Source organism: Leptospira wolffii serovar Khorat str. Khorat-H2, from assembly GCF_000306115.2.
GTDB lineage: Bacteria > Spirochaetota > Leptospiria > Leptospirales > Leptospiraceae > Leptospira_B > Leptospira_B wolffii.
In genome coordinates, this window is the sequence record NZ_AKWX02000016.1 from 1 (window position 1) to 18,541 (window position 18,541).

Here is an 18,541-nt window from a genome sequence, read left to right on the forward strand (position 1 = left end):
ACACGCTTTTGCAAAATTCTCTGCCAAAACTGCGAAAACATGTCCTGGAACGGACGTTCCCAAAAAAATAGAGAATCTGTCGATTTTTTTCAGCTGCGCACAATAAAAATTTGTAGAGAGTTTGTAAGAAATGCCCCTTTAGGGATGTGCTTCGTTAAGCGAATTCGTTTTTTTGGGAACCTTAGGAGGGCAAATGGGTTCTTCGTTTATCTCAAATGGGATATACGAAAGAGAGATAAAAATACTTCGATCGGGAGAGTTAAACTTAGCAAGCAATCGAATTCCGGAGGTCGATCGCTTATTTTTTTAGCTGGGCTAATAGCGAAATGAGATATTTTCGATCTGCGGCCGACATGCCTCGATACAAGCGGGCGTTCATTTTTCTGCCTGCCCGAATTATTTTCAAACGCGTATTTTTTCCGGACGTCGTTAGTCGGACCTGGGATTCCCTTGCGTCAAGGGATGAACGTTCCTGAATCGCTAGATTTAAATCGACTAACTTTTGCACTAACGGAGTAACGCTAGACTGGTCTCTAAAAATCTGTTTCGCAATTTCCTTCATGGATTGCGGGCGATCGTTTTTGAGGGCACAAAGAACTGCGCCCATCGCAGGAGTTATATTCGTCAGCCCGAAGCGCAAATAATCTTTCTTCACTTCGTCGAGAATTTGATCTCGTAATCCCGTGATCAGGACTAGCAGCCTATCTTGTTTCATTCTCTTTCGGCTCCTCTACCGCTTTTTTAAGAGCAAGTTTTATACATACTATAATTACTTTGAATACCAAGCAATATTCTCGATTGGAGAGGAAGTTTTCGCGATTTATTATTTACGCCGACGATTTACGAAATTCTACCTTAACTGAGAATTTTTAAAAAGCTTTGGATGCCAAGCATCTTGGGAGGGAATTTTGTCTGTAGATAATATGTTTACGCGAATCGCTTATCTGATATTCGCCTTGATTTCTTATGTAATCTACCTCTTTGCAATGACGTTTTTCGTTTTCCGTTTACTCGATATCGAGCGATTCCTAAAGGTTATGACATTCGAGTTTCAAATAGGGATAGTCGGATCGATTTGTTTGGACGTTATGTTGGTGGCTATGTTCGGTATTCCTCATAGCGTCATGGCTAGGGCCGGTTTTAAGGAGTATTGTCGCCGAATCGTGCCGTCGCAGATGGAAAGGAGTCTTTATGTTCTTATAGCTAGTATTTCTTTGATCGTTCTCTCTTTTCTATGGCAGCCTATTTATTTTGAGATTTGGAGTATGAAAACGAATTTCGGAATATGCGCAGTATATTCAATTTTTTCAATAGGGTTTATTTTGGTCGTCGTCTCCACATTTTTGATAGACCACTTCGGATTTTTCGGATTACGACAGGCCTGGAATTTTTTTACAGGAACCGAATCGAGTAAGGGAGAATTCGTTACGCCTTCGCTGTATAGATTCGTGCGTCATCCGATGATGCTTGGAATAATTTTGGTTCTATGGAGTACGCCGTTTATGAATGTCGGTCATCTCATTCTCTCCGCTGGCATGACATTTTATATCATCATAGGAACATTATTCGAAGAAAGAGATTTGGCGCGTACTTTCGGGGAAAAGTATCTGCAGTATAAACGTGTCGTCCCTATGTTTTGGCCTACTTTACGCGGAAGCAAAGGATCGCAAAAGATTAAACTAGAGTAGACAATATGAAAGTAGATAATATGGTACTGTCCCAGAGATTCTGCGGCCCGCCAAAAACGGGCAATGGCGGTTTTACCGCCGGTATTTTGGTTGAGGCTATGGGAACTAATATGGCTGAAATACGTTTACTGGGGCCGACTCCTGTCGAGACATCCATTATTCTGGAATCGGAAAAGGGAGAACGGGGAACGATTTACGACGACTCGAAGAAAGTACTTGCAACGTTGAAATCGATCTTAACAAGCGTCTCCGGCACCGCGCAGTAATAATTGTAGCGTTCCGCTTCGGAGTTCGTAAAGACTTCTAATAGAGGAATCGTAACCTATATCCGTGAAAATCAAGATAGGAACCTGGTCTTCTTCCCTATAAATCGCTCCCGTCAAGTGGAAGCCGCCGCCGTACATTCCCAATTCCTCCGTCAATTTTTCCGACTTCTCGAAGGAAACGAGAACACGATCCGAACCGGATCTTCTGGAAAGAAGATATAAATACCGTCTTTCGGAGTTACCTTTTTTATATGCGATTCGACCGGATAAAAAAGTTTCCTTTTTAGGAGTTTTGAATAGATAGAGTTCGTCGATTTGGGAATGTAGCCATTCCGTTTCCGGGTATCCCCTGGCTTTCCAAATCGTTTCCGCAAGATTTTTGAATTGGCTGTATTCGATACTTGCCTTATCGATTTCGCTTAACGGGATCGATTTGATGGCTAGTTCCGGAGAGTAGACTAACAGTTCTCTTTTGGTGGATAAGGTAGAAGAAGGTTTCACTTTCAGAGCGGGAAATTCCTGGCATCCGTAAGTGGTACTCGCCGAGGCGGAGAAGGAAGGACCGTTTTGGCCTTCGATCAAAGAGACCGACGGGAGTGTCGCGTTGACGCCGCTTCTGAATTTATAATCGAATTCGTATTCGTCCTTGGCTTCCTGCCAACCGTTCTTGCTGAAGAATGCGAGAGGAACGAAAACGGGCAGGTCTTTCGGGTCGTAACTAGACCATACGAATCCGATCAATTTGTATTCGTCCAGAGTATCGGGAGGGGTCTGTCCAAGATATTTTCTCGAAACGTAACCTTGCTTTCCGTCTTCCGATTTGATTTTAGTCCAGTCGATAGCTCCGGACGCCGCGTCGGGAAGAATACGGACCTTAGCCCCTCTGTTCAAAGTGAATAGGATTTTGCCGTTTTCCGGAGTTTCTCTCACATTGAGAACGCCCGAGGTAATTAGAACATAATAAGAACCTTCTCCGGTCTGGCCGATAAGCGAAGTGCCGAGAAATAGGAAAAGAAGGGCGTTTAACAAATATCTGGCGGGCATCGATTGCCAAAGAATCGTCTCGAAACGGAGGTCGGCAAGCCTTTTTAGTCGATTCTAAAATTGACTCATTACCGATTCTTCCTGGGAGGTATCGAAAAAACTCCGTTGCGATTTGTGAGTTATAGATCTTTAAGTTATAGAAAAAATAAGATTAAGGCAAAGACTTTCAAAGCGTGCAAGATATTCGCGAAGCTTAAGTGATGTCAAACGGATAGGATAATTCCGGACCCCGCGATTTTATATTCTTCTTATAAAATGTGATCGGATGGGACGGGACAAAAGAGGACTCTCCCGGGAAGACCCCGGGAGTTTAAAATAGATTGGAATATGGATCCAAATTAGTCTTGGATCAATCGTTCGATGGTCTTCTCAGAAAGCTGCTTCATACGAATATCTTTTGCGGAAAGATCTTCGATGGATTTCCGGAAATTTTCCGGACTCTTGAGCATTCCGACGGAAAGTACGTTTTCGGATTCGACTTCGAATTTGCGGATCGAATCCGTCAATTGGTCCTTTTTAACTTGGACCTGTTCGCGTACTTGATTCAAGTCTTGGTTCGGGTTTTCCAGCAATTCGCGGAAAAGAGGCGTTTCTCCGAAAAGGATATGAATCAGATCCTCTTTCGGGGTATTACCTTCGTCCAAGACTCCGAGTTTCATCTGTTCCTTGGAAAGTTCTTCTTGGAGATTTGCCAGGGTCTCCTGAACCTTCAAGTATCTAGAGGTCAATCCGCTAGAAAACTCGGTTTTGTCGGGGGCATTTTGGGCTTCTGAGGGCACTCCCGTACGTCCCGGTACGGAAGATCTCTTATCGCGGAGAAGTTTCTCTGCAGATGAAACGAGATTTGTCAGTTGAACGTCCATGTTCTTTACCCTCCTTTCGGGTGACCTGCGCGAGTCTCGGAAAATCGGTAGATAAAACCGATTCTTCTTTTTCCGGACCGTTTATGTCGCATCTTAGGGGTCTTCCCGTAGGTTTATCTGTACTCAGTATCGGAAAAAGATCTTAGAACCAATGAATTTTTTTTCCAAGGACTTGGTTTTCGAGAAAAAAAATCCGAAAAACAAAGATTCGGCCGAAGATATCCCGAGTTTGTTTCGGGGCTTTTCCTTGTGTTAGGGGAGAGGCCGTCTTAAGTTCCCGGACAATTCGCAAGAGAAATCTATCCATTTATAGGTTCCTCCGGACATTCGGTTTTGATTTTTTGGAAATAAATTTCCTAATTTATGCAGGGGAGGGAAGGACCTGTGTTTCGACGAACCCTTGACTTAAATCCGGTACTTTTCCACCATGAAAAAAGTTATTCCCAAACGATTTCACATTGTATGGGAGCGACGATAACCATTCACGGAGTATGACTGATGAAAAAACAATACCGTCTTACGAAAGCGGTTGCGACGTTAATATTCTTTTTGAGCCTTTTTCCCTTAGCCCTCTTTGCGGAGGAAGACGCTCATTATATTCAACCCGACGATTTCTTCGTTTCTAGGGAAGAATACAAAGACCAGACTTATATCAACGTTTATATCGCCAAAGAACTGACTCCCGCGTCCCCTACCAAGACCAAAGGAGAAGGCGAGTTCCTACAAGTAACGGACGGAAAGAAGCTTTGGACCAAAAACTTCTATCTGACTCGTATCGCTACTGATAAGGATCTAAAAATCGGCACGAACGTTATCATGTTCGATATGGGAACGGAAGACGGTTATCGTCCTCCTCAATCCAAGGACGAGGCGAGAACCGGAAATTGGTTCCTGGCAAAAATTACCGACGTTTCGGATTTGTTCAAAGGAATCATCACCGTTTCCGGAGGCTACAAAATCCAGAAAGAAGCGGTTCGGGTCATTCTTCCCAAAGCTACTGTGACGCCTAAAGGCGGAAAATAAGATTCTTATTTTCGAAATCGTTTAAGAAGATGAGAAGGCTTTTTCGAAGAATATCGAAGAGGCCTTTTTTATTAGAGCTTCATTCTTTTGTAAACTATGAATAATACGGATAGGAATATCGTAGGCGTAATCCAAGATGCGAGCCAAATAGGTATCAACCCGTTTTCCCCGATCGCTTTAAAGGAGGGATTCATGATAAGATATACTAAAGCCACTATGATACTCACTCCTAGAGAGGCGACCACTGCCATTCTTTTCGTGAAATAACCGCTCACGCATCCTACTAGAGTTACCACTACTATAAAGAACGGGTTTGCGAATAGAGCGTGCCTCGCTATATCCACGTCTCCGTAAGAAAGCCCTTTCTTTACCCGATTTTCCTTTTCTTCCAGAAGTTCGAAGAAGTTCATTTCTTCCACCGAGCCCTTCGGCTTCTTGAAATACTCCGGTTTTTCGGGCAGATAGTATTCTTTCGTAGGGAATTTTCCCACGGAGACTACGTTCAAATTCTCGTCGAACTTGGTTTCTTCGACTCCCGTTAAAACCCAGATGTCCCTGGCCGGATCGTATTTGGCTTTCTGCGAAGTGAGTACGTAATCCGGAGTTTGTTCCGGACGGAGTTTGATATAATTGAATCCGCCCTTGATTTCCTCGTCTTTCGGATCGTAATAATAAATATAATAAAATCCTTCTTTTCCCTTGAAATGGAATTGGTATACGATTCCGCTCAGGTGATTTCCACTTCCTTCCTTTACGATCTTATGTTCTTCGTTGGCTTTGGCGTTCATCGGCGCTACCAATAATTGGGTGAAGAAAAAAGTTCCGATCCAAAGGGCGAAGCTGAAGACTATGATAGGAGTCACTATTCTTCTAAACGAAACTCCCGCCGACATCATGGCCACGATTTCCTTGTTTGCGGAGAATTGTCCTAATGTGAAGGATACCGCGAATAATTGGGAAAGGTTGACCGAATAATTTACCGCTATGTCGGGTATGGAATAGAGAATGTATAACCAGGCGTGAAATTTCGGAGCCTTCGTGGCCTTGAGATCGTTGCTGATATCGTTGTATTTCATCATCAACGCCAGAAAGGTGATGGCGATGAAGGTTCCCAAAAAGGTCTTAATGAATTCCGAAAATAGGTATTTGTCCAGGATCCGAGGAGGGAAAAAGTCCTCTTTTAAGTCCCGGAGAATTTCTTTCGGACGAATCTGCGAGAGTTTCAATTGCATATTCGGAATTCCATGATCCGGAAGGCGACGGAATTCTACGACCCCTTTTACGGCCTCGCGCAAGGGGAGAAGGATGTTCCGAAACTTTTATTTGGATTGACGGTATGGGGCGAACGGCCGAAGATTTCTCGGTTACGGGAGGAATCCATGCAAAATCGCATTTTGGTGCTTATTACTACGACCCTATTACTCGCGGCTTCTTCCGCTTATGCGGAAAAAAGCGTCGAGGATCATATCAAGACTCTTTCCAGCGGATCCGAGTCCGAAAAAATCGAATCTGCCCTGTATTTAGGAGACAAAAAGGAAAAATCGGCCGTTCCCGAACTTATCAATCTTCTGAACCGTTCCAACGATCCAAAAGTTGCGGTCCCGGCTGAAATCGCTCTGGGTCAAATCGCAGAACCGGGCGACGCTACCATCGCTTTGAAAAATAAAATCATCAGCTCCGATAACGGAGATATCGTTTATACCGCTTTGGCTGCTTTATTAAACATAGTAATCAAAAGCGAGACGGTGGAAGACGCCACGAAAGAAGCGGTCGAATACGCGGATAAAAACCGCAGATCCGACGAGTTCGTTGCGGATTTCCTGAACGTATTGAACAAGAAACTCGGTAGATAATTCTCTCTTCGGATGTTGAGTCCGGAAGAGCTCAGTCGTTATTCTCGGAACATTCTGCTCGACGAGGTCAGAAGGTCCGGACAGGAACGGCTCAAACAATCCACTGTAACAATCGTGGGGGCCGGCGGTTTAGGATCGCCGGCTTTATTGTATTTGGCGGCCGCCGGAGTCGGAAATATCCGAGTCGTAGATTCGGATACTTTGGATACCACGAATCTGCAAAGGCAGGTTCTCTATAAACATTCGGATATTGGTTCCGGCAAGGCGTTCTCGGCAGCGAAGAATGCGACGGAATTGAACCCTTTTATCCGAATCGAATCGATCCCTCTCCGAATCGATCGCGAAAACGCCTCGGATATATTAAAGAATTCCGATCTTGTATTGGAAGGTTCCGATAACTTCGAAACCAAATTCTGTGTGAACGACGCCTGCATAAACGAGCGGATTCCTTTGATTACCGCGGGCATACTCAGATTTGAGGGAATGGTATTCGGGATACGTCCGGGAGCGGACGCTTGTTTTAGATGCGTTTACGAATCGAGTCCGGCTGCGGAAGACGTTCCTACTTGTGCCGACGCGGGAGTGATAGGGGGAATGGCTGGCATCATAGGTAGCATCCAGGCTACGGAGGCGATCCAATTTCTTTTGGATCCGAATCGATCTCAGACCGGTGTCTTCGGTAAGATTTTACAATTAAACGCTAAGACTATGGATTTCAGATCCGTTGTCGTGAATAGAAGAACCGATTGTGAGATATGCGGATCTGTCCAAGCGAAGAATTTCCCGAATTGAAGTAGAAGTCATTTCCGCGCAAGGGGAATACAGAAGCGTTTTACTTGGAACCGAAGTCGTAGGCGTAGGATATACCGAATAAGATCGAGGTGGCCTTGGTTTCCTTTAGGAACATGGGGCCGATTATATCGTTTATTAAAAACTTGGCTTGTATTGCGTCTTGGACATTGGTTCCATTCGTTCCACCCGCTCCGAAATTCACATTTCCGTCGCTTATCTTGTATTCTAAATTCATAGAATTGATTCCTATCCAGAAATTCACTCCGTGTTTCCACTTATACAAGAATTTCAGATCGACCACCGCTCCTTTTGCCGCCCATCTGTTTCGGATTCCGAAACTGGAAGAATCGGAATTACTGGATCCGCCGGAGACGTAACTGTTCTGTTGGAAACTTCCGTCTCCTTTTAAGCTTAAAACTTCCAGAGAAGATCGGATCTCGAATTGTTCGGTTATTTTAACATCGTATTGGAGTCCATAGGAAATCCCTTTTAGACTTTCGGCTACGGAGAAGGGAATATTACCGCCTCCGGACGGAATGATCGCAAACGGATTTGCGTCTTCGGTTTTGATCCAGAAACGTTGTATTCCGATTACGGGTCGAATATCGTGTTTTGGGTGAGGATATACGGAGAAAGACAGATTCGCATACGCTTGCTTTAAGGAATTCTGATAGTCTCCGGAAACGATTTTAGGGTAAAGACCTGTACTTTGGGAACTGTCCTGTCCGATTTGAGTATAATTGGAACCGGACCGTATGGAAGTCCCGCCTACTTGGCCCACGAATCTATTCCAGGAATAGCGTATGCTTCCCGCATATGAGTTCCCGGATTTGCCGTTCGAAAGTATTGGATATTGCCATTTGCCGTTCGAATCGCTGGAGGAACTGCCGATCGAAATAGTATTTTGATAAAAGCCGGGAGATTGGTATTCCAAATTTCCGGATCCCGCTCCTAAAAACACTTCCAAGTGATTGCGTTTTGCGGCTTCTATCTCTTGCTTTCTTTTCTCGGCTTTTTCGTTCGCTAATTGTTGCTTCTTGGATTCTTCCTCTTTTTTTTGCGCTTCCGTAATATCCGGCGCGGTTGTAGTAGGAGGTGTATCCTTATTTTCCGGCGGTTTGACCGGCGCTCCTTTGAATGCGACCCTTCGGATCTCTTGCTTTTGGATTTCCTTTACGGTTCCGTCCTGCAATTTCAATACGATCTTAGTTGCGGTTTGGGAAACGATCTCTCCTACCAAGGTCCTTCCGTCTCTCATGTAAACGATTTGGTCGTTCGCAAGCAAGGAGATTGAAATCGTCATGGCAAGAAGAATGGAGAGTAGGAGTTGGATCTTTTTCGAATGCATTCAAGTCCCCTAGTTCGGAAAGAAATAAAAACGCGTTCGCATATATTTATAAGAAGAAAATCGAGGTTCAAGCAATAAATTGACCGAACGGTAAACTTCCGGGAAACCCGAAAGAAAACTGTAACAAATACTACAGCTTTTATCGAGCGAGCTAAAAATTTTCCTCCGATCCGAAGTTGATTGCCTTGGAAATTCCGAATTGTACCGAATTCGCCTTAGTATTTCCTCTTCCTACGAGGCTTGCATATAGATTTCGGGCAAGATTGTGATGAGTGCCTGCTCGGACTGGGATATGTCGTCGCCCGATTTGGCGGCTAGCGCGAAGTTGTCTCCTTGGAAGTTGTAATTCCTTTGATATGTATCGTAGGAAATCCAAAGGCCGAATCCGATATCAGATCTGTTGGGAAACTCTCCCTATCCGGTCAAAGCGTGAACGGATTCTAACAGAATGCTTTCTTCTTCCAACTTGGTCGTGAGTTTTAGATAAAACCAACGTTGCGATTCCGATGGTGGGACAAGCCCGACGAGTTTCACCGCGTCCTTCTCCGTACATACGATATACTCTTTTCCCTTAGCAAGTTCTAAGATTCGGAGTATATCTTCCTTCGAGTATTCCCGGTGATCTGCAAACGCCTTACATGCGAATTCTGCTAAGTTTAATTTTCGTAAGGAAGACCAAAAAGGTTCCGGATTTCCCAATCCGCAAAATGCGAAAACGGATTTATTTTTCAGAGATCCAGGGGACAAGACTATTTTCGAAGCGACGATGGGCTGTAACGCTTCAGGAACAAAATAAAATCGTAATATTTTCTTCGGTTTGTATTTGGAAAGCCATCGTTCCAGCGATCTTTCGAATTTTTCCTCGAATTTGGAGGCGACTACGATATCGGCCCTATTGACGGATCCAAAGGATTCTCTTAAGAGCCCGAGGGGTAGAACGAAATCCTTTTTATCCAGTCGGGTAGAATCGATCAGCACTATATCCAGATCCCTTTCCAATGCATGGTGTTGGAATCCGTCGTCCAAAAGGACGAAGACTTTTCGGTTTTCGGGAATTCCTAGAACCTTTCTGAATTCGAAATAGGATTCGTATCTGCTTCTTCCTACGAATACTTCGGTGAAAGGCAGATTCTTCTTTATGAGTAAAGGCTCGTCTCCTACTTCATTTGCTTCGGAGTCGACGGAGACTCTTCTCGTTCCGGATCCGGAAGAACCGTAGCCTCTGCTCAATACTACGATAGGAAAATCGGGAAAATTCATAGTCAGAAGTTTCGCGAGGTGCAGGATGAAAGGGGTCTTTCCCGTTCCTCCTACGCTGAAATTTCCCACACTGATTACGAAAGCTTGAGGAAGTTTTTTCTTCCCGGTTCGTAAGCGATCCAAGAAAAATAAGATTCGATAGAGAATACTTAAAGGAAATAGAATAGGGAAGAGAATCAGTCGGACGAACGGATGCATTTTCGACCTTAGACGGGGGACTCGGCGAATTGCATCTCGTAAAGTTTCTTGTATTTTCCGTCCAAGCGGATCAGATCCGCATGACTTCCGGATTCGACCACTTTCCCCTCTTCCATTGCGAAAATCGTATCCGCGATTTGAACGGTCGAAAGACGGTGTGCGACTACGATTACCGTCCGATTCTTGTATAGTGATTCCAAGGCTTGCTGGACGATTCTTTCCGATTCGGTATCCAAGGCGGAAGTAGCCTCGTCCAATATCAGAATTTCTGGATTATTGATAAGTGCTCTAGCGATGGACAATCTTTGTCTTTGTCCTCCGGAAAGCATTACGCCTCTTTCTCCCACAATCGTATCGAAACCGTCCTCAAAGGAGAGAATGAAATCGTTTGCGAAAGCCAGTTCGGCGGCTTCTCTCATTTTATCTTCGGGAACGTTATCGGTCCCGTAACATATATTCTCCCGAATACTTCCGTTAAATAGGAACACCTGTTGGTTGACGATGGAGATTTTTTTGCGGAGAGAAGGGAGGTCTAGATTTCTAAGATCCGTTCCGTCCCAAACGATTCTCCCTTCCGTAGGATCGATCAATCTAGGTATCAGATCTACGATCGTGGATTTTCCAGCACCGGAAGCTCCGACTAACGCAATCGTTGCACCTTTAGGAACTCTCAGGTCCAAACCGGAAAGGGCGGGAGTCCTCGCTCCCGGATATGTGTAACCCACCGATTCGAATCTTAGTTCGTCCGAAAGTCTTTTCGGATACACCGGATTCTTAGGCTGTTTGATATCGGTTTCGCTGTCCAATAATTCGAAGACTCGGTTTCCTGCGGCTACGGCACTTTGGATAGAATTGGAAAGCATCCCCATCTGCTTGAACGGTCTGGTTAGAAATACCAAGGTAAGGAAGAATACCATGAAGTCTCCCAGAGAGAATTGTCGGAGTTCCATCAAATAGGCTCCGAAGCCCAGGAAGATAACTGCGACGATGGAGCTGGATAATTCCACTAAAGAAGGACCGATCTGGTGGTAAAAATGTCCTTTGAAAGTCTTTTCCGCTAAGTCGTTATTGATTTCCCAGAACCGATCCGCCTCCGCTTTCTCCATAGAGAACGCGCGAATCACTCGTATTCCTGAGATCACTTCTTGCAGATGCCCGTTCAGAGAAGATAGACGCTCTTGTTGGCTTCGGGTCGCCTTTCTGATTCTATCGGCAAAGGATGTCACGGGACCCATGATAAGAGGGACTACTACGATCACCGCGACGAACATCTCCCAACTCAAGAAAAGAAGAATGAGCAAATGCGTGATTATATAAAAGAAATCCACGATCGCGTCTTTGAGATCCGAGCTGATTAGTTTGGCCAGGACTTCCACGTCGTTGATGATACGACTCATGAAGATCCCGGTTTTTTCCTGCACGAAATGATTGAGAGGAAGTTCCTGAGCCTTGGAATAAAGTTCCAATCTCAGATCGCGAACGGCAAGATATCCTCCGGAATTAATGCAATATACCGCGCCTGCCAGGAACAGAAGTTTGGCAAAATAGATGGGAAAGATGAAAAGACAGAACATCAGAACGAGTTTGTCCTTAGGCAAGGAAATCAAATAGGCGTTCAAGCTCAGCTTGCTCTCTGCAAGGAGTAGTTCGACTTTTTCGAATCCCTCTAAGGATTCCTGTTTCTCCTTTTTCTCCAAGACAGCTTTGTCTTTTTTCGTGAGTGAAATCTCGAAGTCGGCTTTTCCGCCCTTGCCGATAGCGTCGAAGATGGGGATGATACTGGTGAGAGAGGCTCCGTTCAATACGGAGACTAGGAAAGATAATACTATCCCGGTGATTAATCTGTATTTGTACTTGAAGGAATACCCCAAGAGGCGTCTATAGACGTTCATAGGTCCGGAATGTTTTATCCTAGGTTTCTAGACGTGGCTCCGGATCCGAATGTAGGAGTTCCAAAACCAACTCTTACCTTTTCCCTGGCTTTCCTTCTTTTGTCCCTTCTTTTTTGGGGTTGCCAAAGAGAGCCCAAAAAACCGGGAGAATTGGTATTTTCTCTCGCTTCGGATCCGATCTCTTTGGACCCCATCCAGTCCACGGATCTCTCTTCAAGAATCGTCCTGAAATATCTGACTAGAAAATTATTCGAAACGGATTCGGAAGGTAAAATTCTACCCTCCCTGGTATCCAAATACTCCATCGCAAACGGAAAGCTCCCGAACACCAGAACTCTTGTTCTGGAATTTAACCGTAATTCTTCAAATTCCGTTCCGGTTTACGCAGAGACGGTCCTGCAATCCTTGGAAAAACTGAGAACGGTCCAAGGACCTAAGAGGAGCGCTTATTCTTTTCTAAAAGGAGGAAGGGTGCTTTCCCAATTCTCCCTAGAATTGTATTTCGAGGGAGGCTTACGGGAAGCCTTGGAAAAATTGTCTCTACCTCAAGCCTGGATTCTTTGCGAATCTCCGGAGAAGGCTTGCGGAGAATTTCGTCTATCGGAATGGAAACGAAATAACTTCATACGCATCGTTTCGAACGGAGAGACTTCCTCCGCGAAGGAAATATTATTTCGGATTCTTCCTCAGGCAAGTACCGGTTTGTTTCTATACTCCAAAGGAGAATTGGACTGGATGAAGTTACCCAATTTTCTTCTGAGGAATTCGATCGTGAAAGAAGAGGATATTTCCGTCAGAAAGGGAGGCGGAGTCCAATACGTTGCGATTAACTCCGGCGATCCTTGCTTCGATAAGAATTTTAGAAAAGCTTTAAATTATGCGGTCGATAAAAGGCTGATCGTAAAGGTTCTCCTGGAAGGTAAGGGAGAAGTTGCTGTAGGTCCTTTCCCCGGTTCCGTATCGTCGAGCTTGGGAAGAACGGAGGAATTCTATCCTTATGACGTGGATCTTGCGAAGGAATACTTAATAAAATCCTCATGTTATCCGGCCATATTGGAAAGGGTTCTTGATTTCAGGATGAGGGGGGACGAGGAGAATCAGGCGAACGGTGCCGCGATTGTAGAAAACTTGCGGGAACTAGGCTTGAAAATTAAAATCAATCCGATGGAAAAAGCGGCCTTATACAAGGAAAACGGGGAAAGAAAAGGGGATTTAACTCTTCTCTTTTGGTATGCCGATTTTCCGGGACCCTGGGCATTTTTGGATCCTCTTTTTGCCGGGGATAGATTCGGAAATGCGGGAAATCGAGCCTTCTTCTCCCACCCCGAAATGGAGAGAATATTTAAAGAGGTTCGATCCACCGATAAAATCGATACCAAGGAAAATGCAAAAAGGGCCCTTCTCGTTTTGGGAGAAGAAGCCCCTTGGATTTTTCTTTGGTCCCCTTATGAATTATATCTAATGGGAAAAGAATTAAACCTTCCGATCAATCGTCGTTTGGATCCGAACTAGTAGCCGGTAGATCCAATTCGACTGCGTCTTCATCGGATAAAGCGTCGGTACCTTCCGAACCGGACGCGGTGCCTTCTCCCTGACTCGTAGGCGTGGGAGTAGAAGAACTAGGTTGGTCTCCCACATAATAGTATTGGCCGAGTAGAGGGTGCTTGCAATTGGCTTCGTTGGACAATAGTCCTCCGGTCTCCGCGCATACGTCGACTTTCACATAATCTCCGTTAAACGGTGGAATGAGACTTTCTCCGAATCCTATGGTACGAGCGACGTAGGAGACGTATCGGAACCAGATATTTCCGCTGGTCCCGGATCCAGAGCCCGGAAACGGGGCTCCTATATCGTTGCCTACCCAGACGGTAGTTACTAGATTCGGGTTCACTCCCGCGAACCAAACGTCACGGACTCCCTTTCTTTTTCCCCAACGCTTTTGGGCCTCTTTAGGAGATTGAACGGTTCCGGTCTTGCCTCCTAGAGGAAATTTTTCCCCGTCTTTCAGGCCGACTTTCAGGGTTCCTTCTTCCGAAACCACGGCTTCCAAAAGATTTAAGGTCATGGCGCATGCGACCGGATCCAAGATTTGTTCCGCTTCCGCAGGATTGATCGGAGGGCTGGAATAAAGCTCCGAGCCTTCGAAATCCGTGATTCTTAGTATTTCGATCGGTTTCACCTTTTTTCCCAAATTGGCGATGGTAGCGTAGATCGTAGCCAATTCCTTGGGAGAAAGTTCTCCGGATCCTAAGGCGAGAGTTAGATTGGGTTGGAATCTTCGGTTCAATTCGGATCGATCCAGATCCAGGATTTTGCCTAGAGTGGAGAGAAAATCTCCTACTCCGATTTCATCCATGAATTTGACCGCGACTGTGTTGACGGATTGGGCGAAAGCTACGCGCACTTGCATGGCCCCTCTGTGCCCCTTGTACCAATTCTTGGGCGCGTATCCTCGGATCTTGATCGGTTCGTCCGTGACTATGGAGGTCGGGGTCGCGTATCTTTTCTCGAAGGCCAATAGATACACCAAGGCTTTGATCGAGGAACCCGGTTGTCGGACCGCGGAAACCGCCCGATTTAAACGGAATATATTAGAAATCTTGTAACTACCTACCATTGCCTCCACGTAACCGTTGGATGGATTGATGGAGATCAGACTTCCGTTCATATTCTCTATGATTTTTTTCTGGAGGGCGGCCTCTTCGTTGCTTCCCGCTTTTATGAATGCCGCCTTATCTTCCGTAAGTTTTTTACGTACGCTTTCGATTCCTTCTCTCAGGGAACGTTCCGCAGCATCTTGTTTATCGTAGTCGAGGGTGGTATATACGTTCATTCCGCGACTCTCTAGATCGATTTCTGAGAAATTATCGATTACGAATTGGCGAATCCCGAAATTAAAATCCGGAGCCAAATTGATCGTGAAGTCCTTATCGAATCCGTATTTTCCGATTTCGGAGCTGATTACGACTTTGTCGTCTTCTTCTTTCGTTTCTTCCACGGAGTAAGCGGCTCGGAACTTGCGAACATTCAAGTCCACCTTCTTCTCGAAATCCTTTTCGATGGATTTTGGATTGGGATGTAGATCCTTATTGGAACCCATGGCGGTCATCACCATCTTCTGGCGCTTAAGAGCGATCTTTGGATTTCGAACCGCATTGAAATTGGAAGGAGCGGGAATCGTTCCCACGAGTAAGGCGGCCTCCGCGGGAGTGAGTTCGTAGGCGGGCTTATTGAAATAATATCTGGAAGCCTCTTCTACTCCGGTATTTCCTTCTCCTAGAAAGATTCGGTTCAGATACATTGCAAGAATCGTATTCTTATCGAACTTGCTCTCCAGATAAAAAGTACAATAGAATTCGGTCAGCTTATTGAATACGTTACGCGCCCCTAGATCGAGAGTGAGTTTCGCCAATTGCTGTGTGATTGTCGATCCCCCTTGTTTGCGAAAAGTGGTGAGATTGACCACGATCGCCCGGGCTAGAGCGGTGAAATTCACTCCGTTATGTTGGTAGAAATCCCGGTCTTCGGAACTGAGAAGGGCCCAGATAATATTACCATGATGGGAAAGATTGTCCGTGCGGATAGGGCGGAATTTCCTTCTGGAAAATTCTCCGATTAGTTTTCCGTTTTTATCCAGAATCCGAATCGGTTTGATTTCGTTCGGATCGTAAGTATCGGATACTTCTCTCTGGAAAGTTTCCAGATTTCGAGCTACGTCTTCTTGTTTGGTAAGCCATACTACGTAGGATCCTCCGATTAGGAACGCGGCAACGACTATACCGCCGATGGTAGAATACTTTAGTATGGATTTCCAATTCTTCTTAGCGTATCGGTATAAGGAGGCTAGGAATGCGAAGATTCTTTCTTTATTCATAAGGTTCCGTCTGTAAGTTTTCCGGTTTAATAAGGGGAATGGAAAGGATTTTTTCCTCGTTTCCGGACCCTTTCGGACACATACCAATCCTACCCTGGGGTCAGGATGGGACGGACAGAAAGATATACGATTCTTCTCGACATTCGAAAGTAATCTGCTATAACCTTGGTTCGGCGAGAAGAGACTAAAAACCTCCGTCCGACGAACGATTATGGAAAGAGATCCGTCTCCTAAAGAAGTTTTCCGTTATTCCGGCGCTTTTCCTAGTTCCGATTCGGAAAAATCCGGATTTGCGGACGTGATTTCCCTTGTGAGCTCCGATGTGGGAGTTCCAACGGATCTTTCCCATTTATATTTGAATTCCGGAGGAGAGGCCTGGGCCAATCTGGGCTTCTGGAAAGAATCGAACCGCTATGGAGAAGCCTGCGCGGAACTGGCCCGTGTTCTGGGAAAGCTGGGAGAATTGTCGGAAGAATCCAGGGTCTTGGATCTAGGCTTCGGTTGCGGGGAGCAATTCCGAATTTGGCAAAGGGAGTTCGGGGTTCCTTTCGAGCATCTAACCGGTTTAAATATCTCGAAGCCTCAATACCAATTCGCTAAAAATAAATATTCGGATCCGAACCGGTCTCCCGAATTAATCTTAGGCGGGATCGAAAAATTGACCGCATTTCCGGATAAGCATTTCGATCGGGTAATCGCGTTAGACAGCTTTTATTTTTTCCCCAATAGGGACAAGGTGGTATCCCAGATCTTTCGGATTCTGAAACCGGGAGGGATTTTCTCTTCGACCGAGATATTTCTTTCGGATAGAAGGATCGGATTCTGGGAAAATGCTAAACGCTTTCTGATCGCCTGGGCCGCAAGAATGCCCAGAAGCGGATGGACCAGTGCGGAAAAGATCATCGAGTCCTATTCTTCCCAAGGGTTTCTGTTCGAGGCGTTGGAAAGGATAGATCCTTACGTTTTCGAAGGGTTCTCGGACTTCCTACTTTCCAAAACAAGAGAGAAGGATTCGGGTATGCCGGGCAGATTGAAGACCAGATATAAAATTCTGGCCGATTATCTAGGGTCGGAGGCCATCAAAAAACATTTCGAATATTGGATCTATAAGGTTCGAAGACCTAAATAAATATTCAAAAATTATAAACTTCGGTTTACCCAGTCCCTAACGTCCAACGCGGTGGAAACTCCCGCCTCCAATAAAGGAATGCCGTATCTGGCGTAGGAGCCGCATAACCATACCTTTCTTCCGGAAGTGTTTTGCAATTCTTTAAGTTCCTCTATGATCTTTTTGGATTTGAGATCGATCACTGGCCTTTCGAATTTGGATCTGCTGATGATATGTTCTGAACGCGGTTCTATCAATGGATTCCAGGTTTGGAATACCGCTCCTCCACGCATGGAAGGTAGAACCTTATTCAGTATAATGGTGGCGGTCGCAGCGGATTGGTCCTCGGAAAGGGAGAAGCACATGGGAGCCCAGTGTCTCTTGTCCTTGGGCATGAATTTGGAATCGGAATGAGTCACCACTTCGGAGGCTTCGTACTTCAGTTGAGCGATCAGCTCCTTTTCGCGGGAATATTCGTCCGGTAGGATAGAAACCGCCTGATTGGCTGGGGCCGCCACGACTATGCGATCGAAATATTCTTGGCCGTCCGAGAAATCCAAACGAACTTTACCGTTTTCCAATACGATTTTATTCGGGTGGGTGCTTAAGCGGACGTTCTTTGCTTTGGCAGAAAGCCTTTCGGTTACATCTCGAGTACCTTTTAGAGGCGTCAGAAAACGTAGGAACTTCAGGCCGCTGGAATGGTAACCTATGACGGCTTCCGCGGGATAATTCTTAGCGCTTTCGGAGGTGCAGGTATTGATGGTGGAAAACATGGGAATCAGATATAAATTCTCGAAGTCCTTAGAGTATCCGAACCTTTCCAAAAATTCGGAAATGGTGAGCTGTTCCGATCCGAGGGATTCCAATTCCTTACCCGAATCCTCGTAGAATCGAATCGCATCCGAAAGGATCCTTCTGGATCTGGCGTTGGAAAAGCAGACTAGATAAGGAACGGGTAGGAAATTTCCTCCGAATCCCCAGGTGGAAAATCCGAAATAAGTGGTACCGTCCCCGTAATTCAGGGAAAAGGAATAATCTACAGGACGAACTTCGATTCCGGCTTCTTTATAAAGTTCTAATAGACAAGGATAGTAATTTCTTTTAAAGGCTCGGAATGGGACGTCTATTCGGATCGAATTTCCCCCCGAGTTCAAATCGGTCCCGTGGGCATCCATTCCTACGAGAGGGTGTTTTTCCATCAGAACGACTTCGTGTTCTTTGCCTAAGTACCAGGATGCGCTTAAGCCGGCGATGCCGCTTCCGATCACAGCTATTTTCATTCGAATCAAGCTTCGGAGTTTCTAAGTAAAAGTTCAAGGTAAAACCGAA

16 protein-coding genes are annotated in these 18,541 nt (G+C 45.4%); 7 read left to right on the top strand and 9 right to left on the bottom strand.

What is annotated here, in order from left to right:
• Positions 1-298: 298 nt before the first annotated feature.
• Positions 299-715, bottom strand: a complete 417-nt coding sequence (locus LEP1GSC061_RS12605) for a MarR family winged helix-turn-helix transcriptional regulator (RefSeq protein WP_040508734.1) — start codon at positions 713-715, stop codon at positions 299-301.
• A gap of 385 nt (positions 716-1,100) precedes the next feature.
• On the opposite strand from LEP1GSC061_RS12605, the gene LEP1GSC061_RS12610 reads away from it, so the two are divergent.
• The gene (locus tag LEP1GSC061_RS12610) at positions 1,101-1,688 is read left to right on the top strand and encodes a methyltransferase family protein (RefSeq protein WP_269571859.1); all 588 of its coding nucleotides are present in this window, start codon (positions 1,101-1,103) and stop codon (positions 1,686-1,688) included.
• Between the two features lie 5 nt (positions 1,689-1,693).
• Positions 1,694-1,954 (top strand): hypothetical protein, encoded by a 261-nt coding sequence (locus LEP1GSC061_RS12615; RefSeq protein ID WP_040508737.1) that lies wholly within the window; start codon positions 1,694-1,696, stop codon positions 1,952-1,954.
• Here the strand turns inward: LEP1GSC061_RS12615 and LEP1GSC061_RS12620 are convergent.
• Both LEP1GSC061_RS12620 and LEP1GSC061_RS12625 read right to left on the bottom strand, forming a co-directional pair.
• Complete coding sequence (locus LEP1GSC061_RS12620; RefSeq protein ID WP_016545839.1) at positions 1,925-2,998, bottom strand: SH3 domain-containing protein; 1,074 nt, start codon at positions 2,996-2,998, stop codon at positions 1,925-1,927. The two genes, LEP1GSC061_RS12615 and LEP1GSC061_RS12620, sit on opposite strands and share 30 nt — an antisense overlap.
• Before the next feature lie 338 nt (positions 2,999-3,336).
• A complete protein-coding gene (locus LEP1GSC061_RS12625; RefSeq protein ID WP_040508739.1) occupies positions 3,337-3,861 on the bottom strand; it encodes an LIC10415 family protein in 525 nt (174 codons plus the stop codon).
• A gap of 498 nt (positions 3,862-4,359) precedes the next feature.
• Between LEP1GSC061_RS12625 and LEP1GSC061_RS12630 the strand changes: the two genes are divergently transcribed.
• Positions 4,360-4,884: a hypothetical protein gene (locus tag LEP1GSC061_RS12630; protein WP_016545837.1), complete on the top strand. Its 525-nt coding sequence runs from the start codon at positions 4,360-4,362 to the stop codon at positions 4,882-4,884.
• 71 nt (positions 4,885-4,955) lie between these two features.
• Here the strand turns inward: LEP1GSC061_RS12630 and LEP1GSC061_RS12635 are convergent, their stop codons facing one another.
• Entirely contained in the window at positions 4,956-6,116 is a 1,161-nt protein-coding gene (locus tag LEP1GSC061_RS12635) for an LptF/LptG family permease (RefSeq protein WP_052006548.1), read from the bottom strand.
• Positions 6,117-6,263: 147 nt separating this feature from the next.
• On the opposite strand from LEP1GSC061_RS12635, the gene LEP1GSC061_RS12640 reads away from it, so the two are divergent.
• Positions 6,264-6,737: a HEAT repeat domain-containing protein gene (locus LEP1GSC061_RS12640; RefSeq protein ID WP_016545902.1), complete on the top strand. Its 474-nt coding sequence runs from the start codon at positions 6,264-6,266 to the stop codon at positions 6,735-6,737.
• 12 nt (positions 6,738-6,749) lie between these two features.
• A complete protein-coding gene (locus LEP1GSC061_RS12645) occupies positions 6,750-7,529 on the top strand; it encodes a HesA/MoeB/ThiF family protein (RefSeq protein WP_016545871.1) in 780 nt (259 codons plus the stop codon).
• A 40-nt stretch (positions 7,530-7,569) separates the two neighbouring features.
• Here the strand turns inward: LEP1GSC061_RS12645 and LEP1GSC061_RS12650 are convergent, their stop codons facing one another.
• The 3 genes from LEP1GSC061_RS12650 to LEP1GSC061_RS12660 form a co-directional block, all read right to left on the bottom strand.
• Positions 7,570-8,877, bottom strand: coding sequence for a cell envelope integrity TolA family protein (locus tag LEP1GSC061_RS12650; protein WP_016545882.1), 1,308 nt, complete (start codon positions 8,875-8,877; stop codon positions 7,570-7,572).
• Between the two features lie 414 nt (positions 8,878-9,291).
• On the bottom strand, positions 9,292-10,335 hold the full coding sequence (gene lpxK / locus LEP1GSC061_RS12655) for a tetraacyldisaccharide 4'-kinase (RefSeq protein ID WP_016545883.1): 1,044 nt from the start codon (positions 10,333-10,335) through the stop codon (positions 9,292-9,294).
• 8 nt (positions 10,336-10,343) lie between these two features.
• Positions 10,344-12,227, bottom strand: coding sequence for an ABC transporter ATP-binding protein (locus LEP1GSC061_RS12660; protein WP_016545887.1), 1,884 nt, complete (start codon positions 12,225-12,227; stop codon positions 10,344-10,346).
• Positions 12,228-12,236: 9 nt separating this feature from the next.
• On the opposite strand from LEP1GSC061_RS12660, the gene LEP1GSC061_RS12665 reads away from it, so the two are divergent.
• Positions 12,237-13,739, top strand: coding sequence for an ABC transporter substrate-binding protein (locus tag LEP1GSC061_RS12665; protein ID WP_016545856.1), 1,503 nt, complete (start codon positions 12,237-12,239; stop codon positions 13,737-13,739).
• Here LEP1GSC061_RS12665 and LEP1GSC061_RS12670 read toward each other — a convergent pair.
• Entirely contained in the window at positions 13,714-16,101 is a 2,388-nt protein-coding gene (locus tag LEP1GSC061_RS12670; protein ID WP_016545878.1) for a transglycosylase domain-containing protein, read from the bottom strand. The two genes, LEP1GSC061_RS12665 and LEP1GSC061_RS12670, sit on opposite strands and share 26 nt — an antisense overlap.
• 211 nt (positions 16,102-16,312) lie before the next feature.
• Here LEP1GSC061_RS12670 and LEP1GSC061_RS12675 point away from each other — a divergent pair, with 211 nt between their 5' ends.
• Positions 16,313-17,230 (top strand): class I SAM-dependent methyltransferase, encoded by a 918-nt coding sequence (locus LEP1GSC061_RS12675; protein ID WP_016545863.1) that lies wholly within the window; start codon positions 16,313-16,315, stop codon positions 17,228-17,230.
• A gap of 11 nt (positions 17,231-17,241) precedes the next feature.
• Here the strand turns inward: LEP1GSC061_RS12675 and LEP1GSC061_RS12680 are convergent, their stop codons facing one another.
• On the bottom strand, positions 17,242-18,492 hold the full coding sequence (locus LEP1GSC061_RS12680) for an NAD(P)-binding protein (RefSeq protein ID WP_016545891.1): 1,251 nt from the start codon (positions 18,490-18,492) through the stop codon (positions 17,242-17,244).
• Positions 18,493-18,541: the final 49 nt, after the last annotated feature.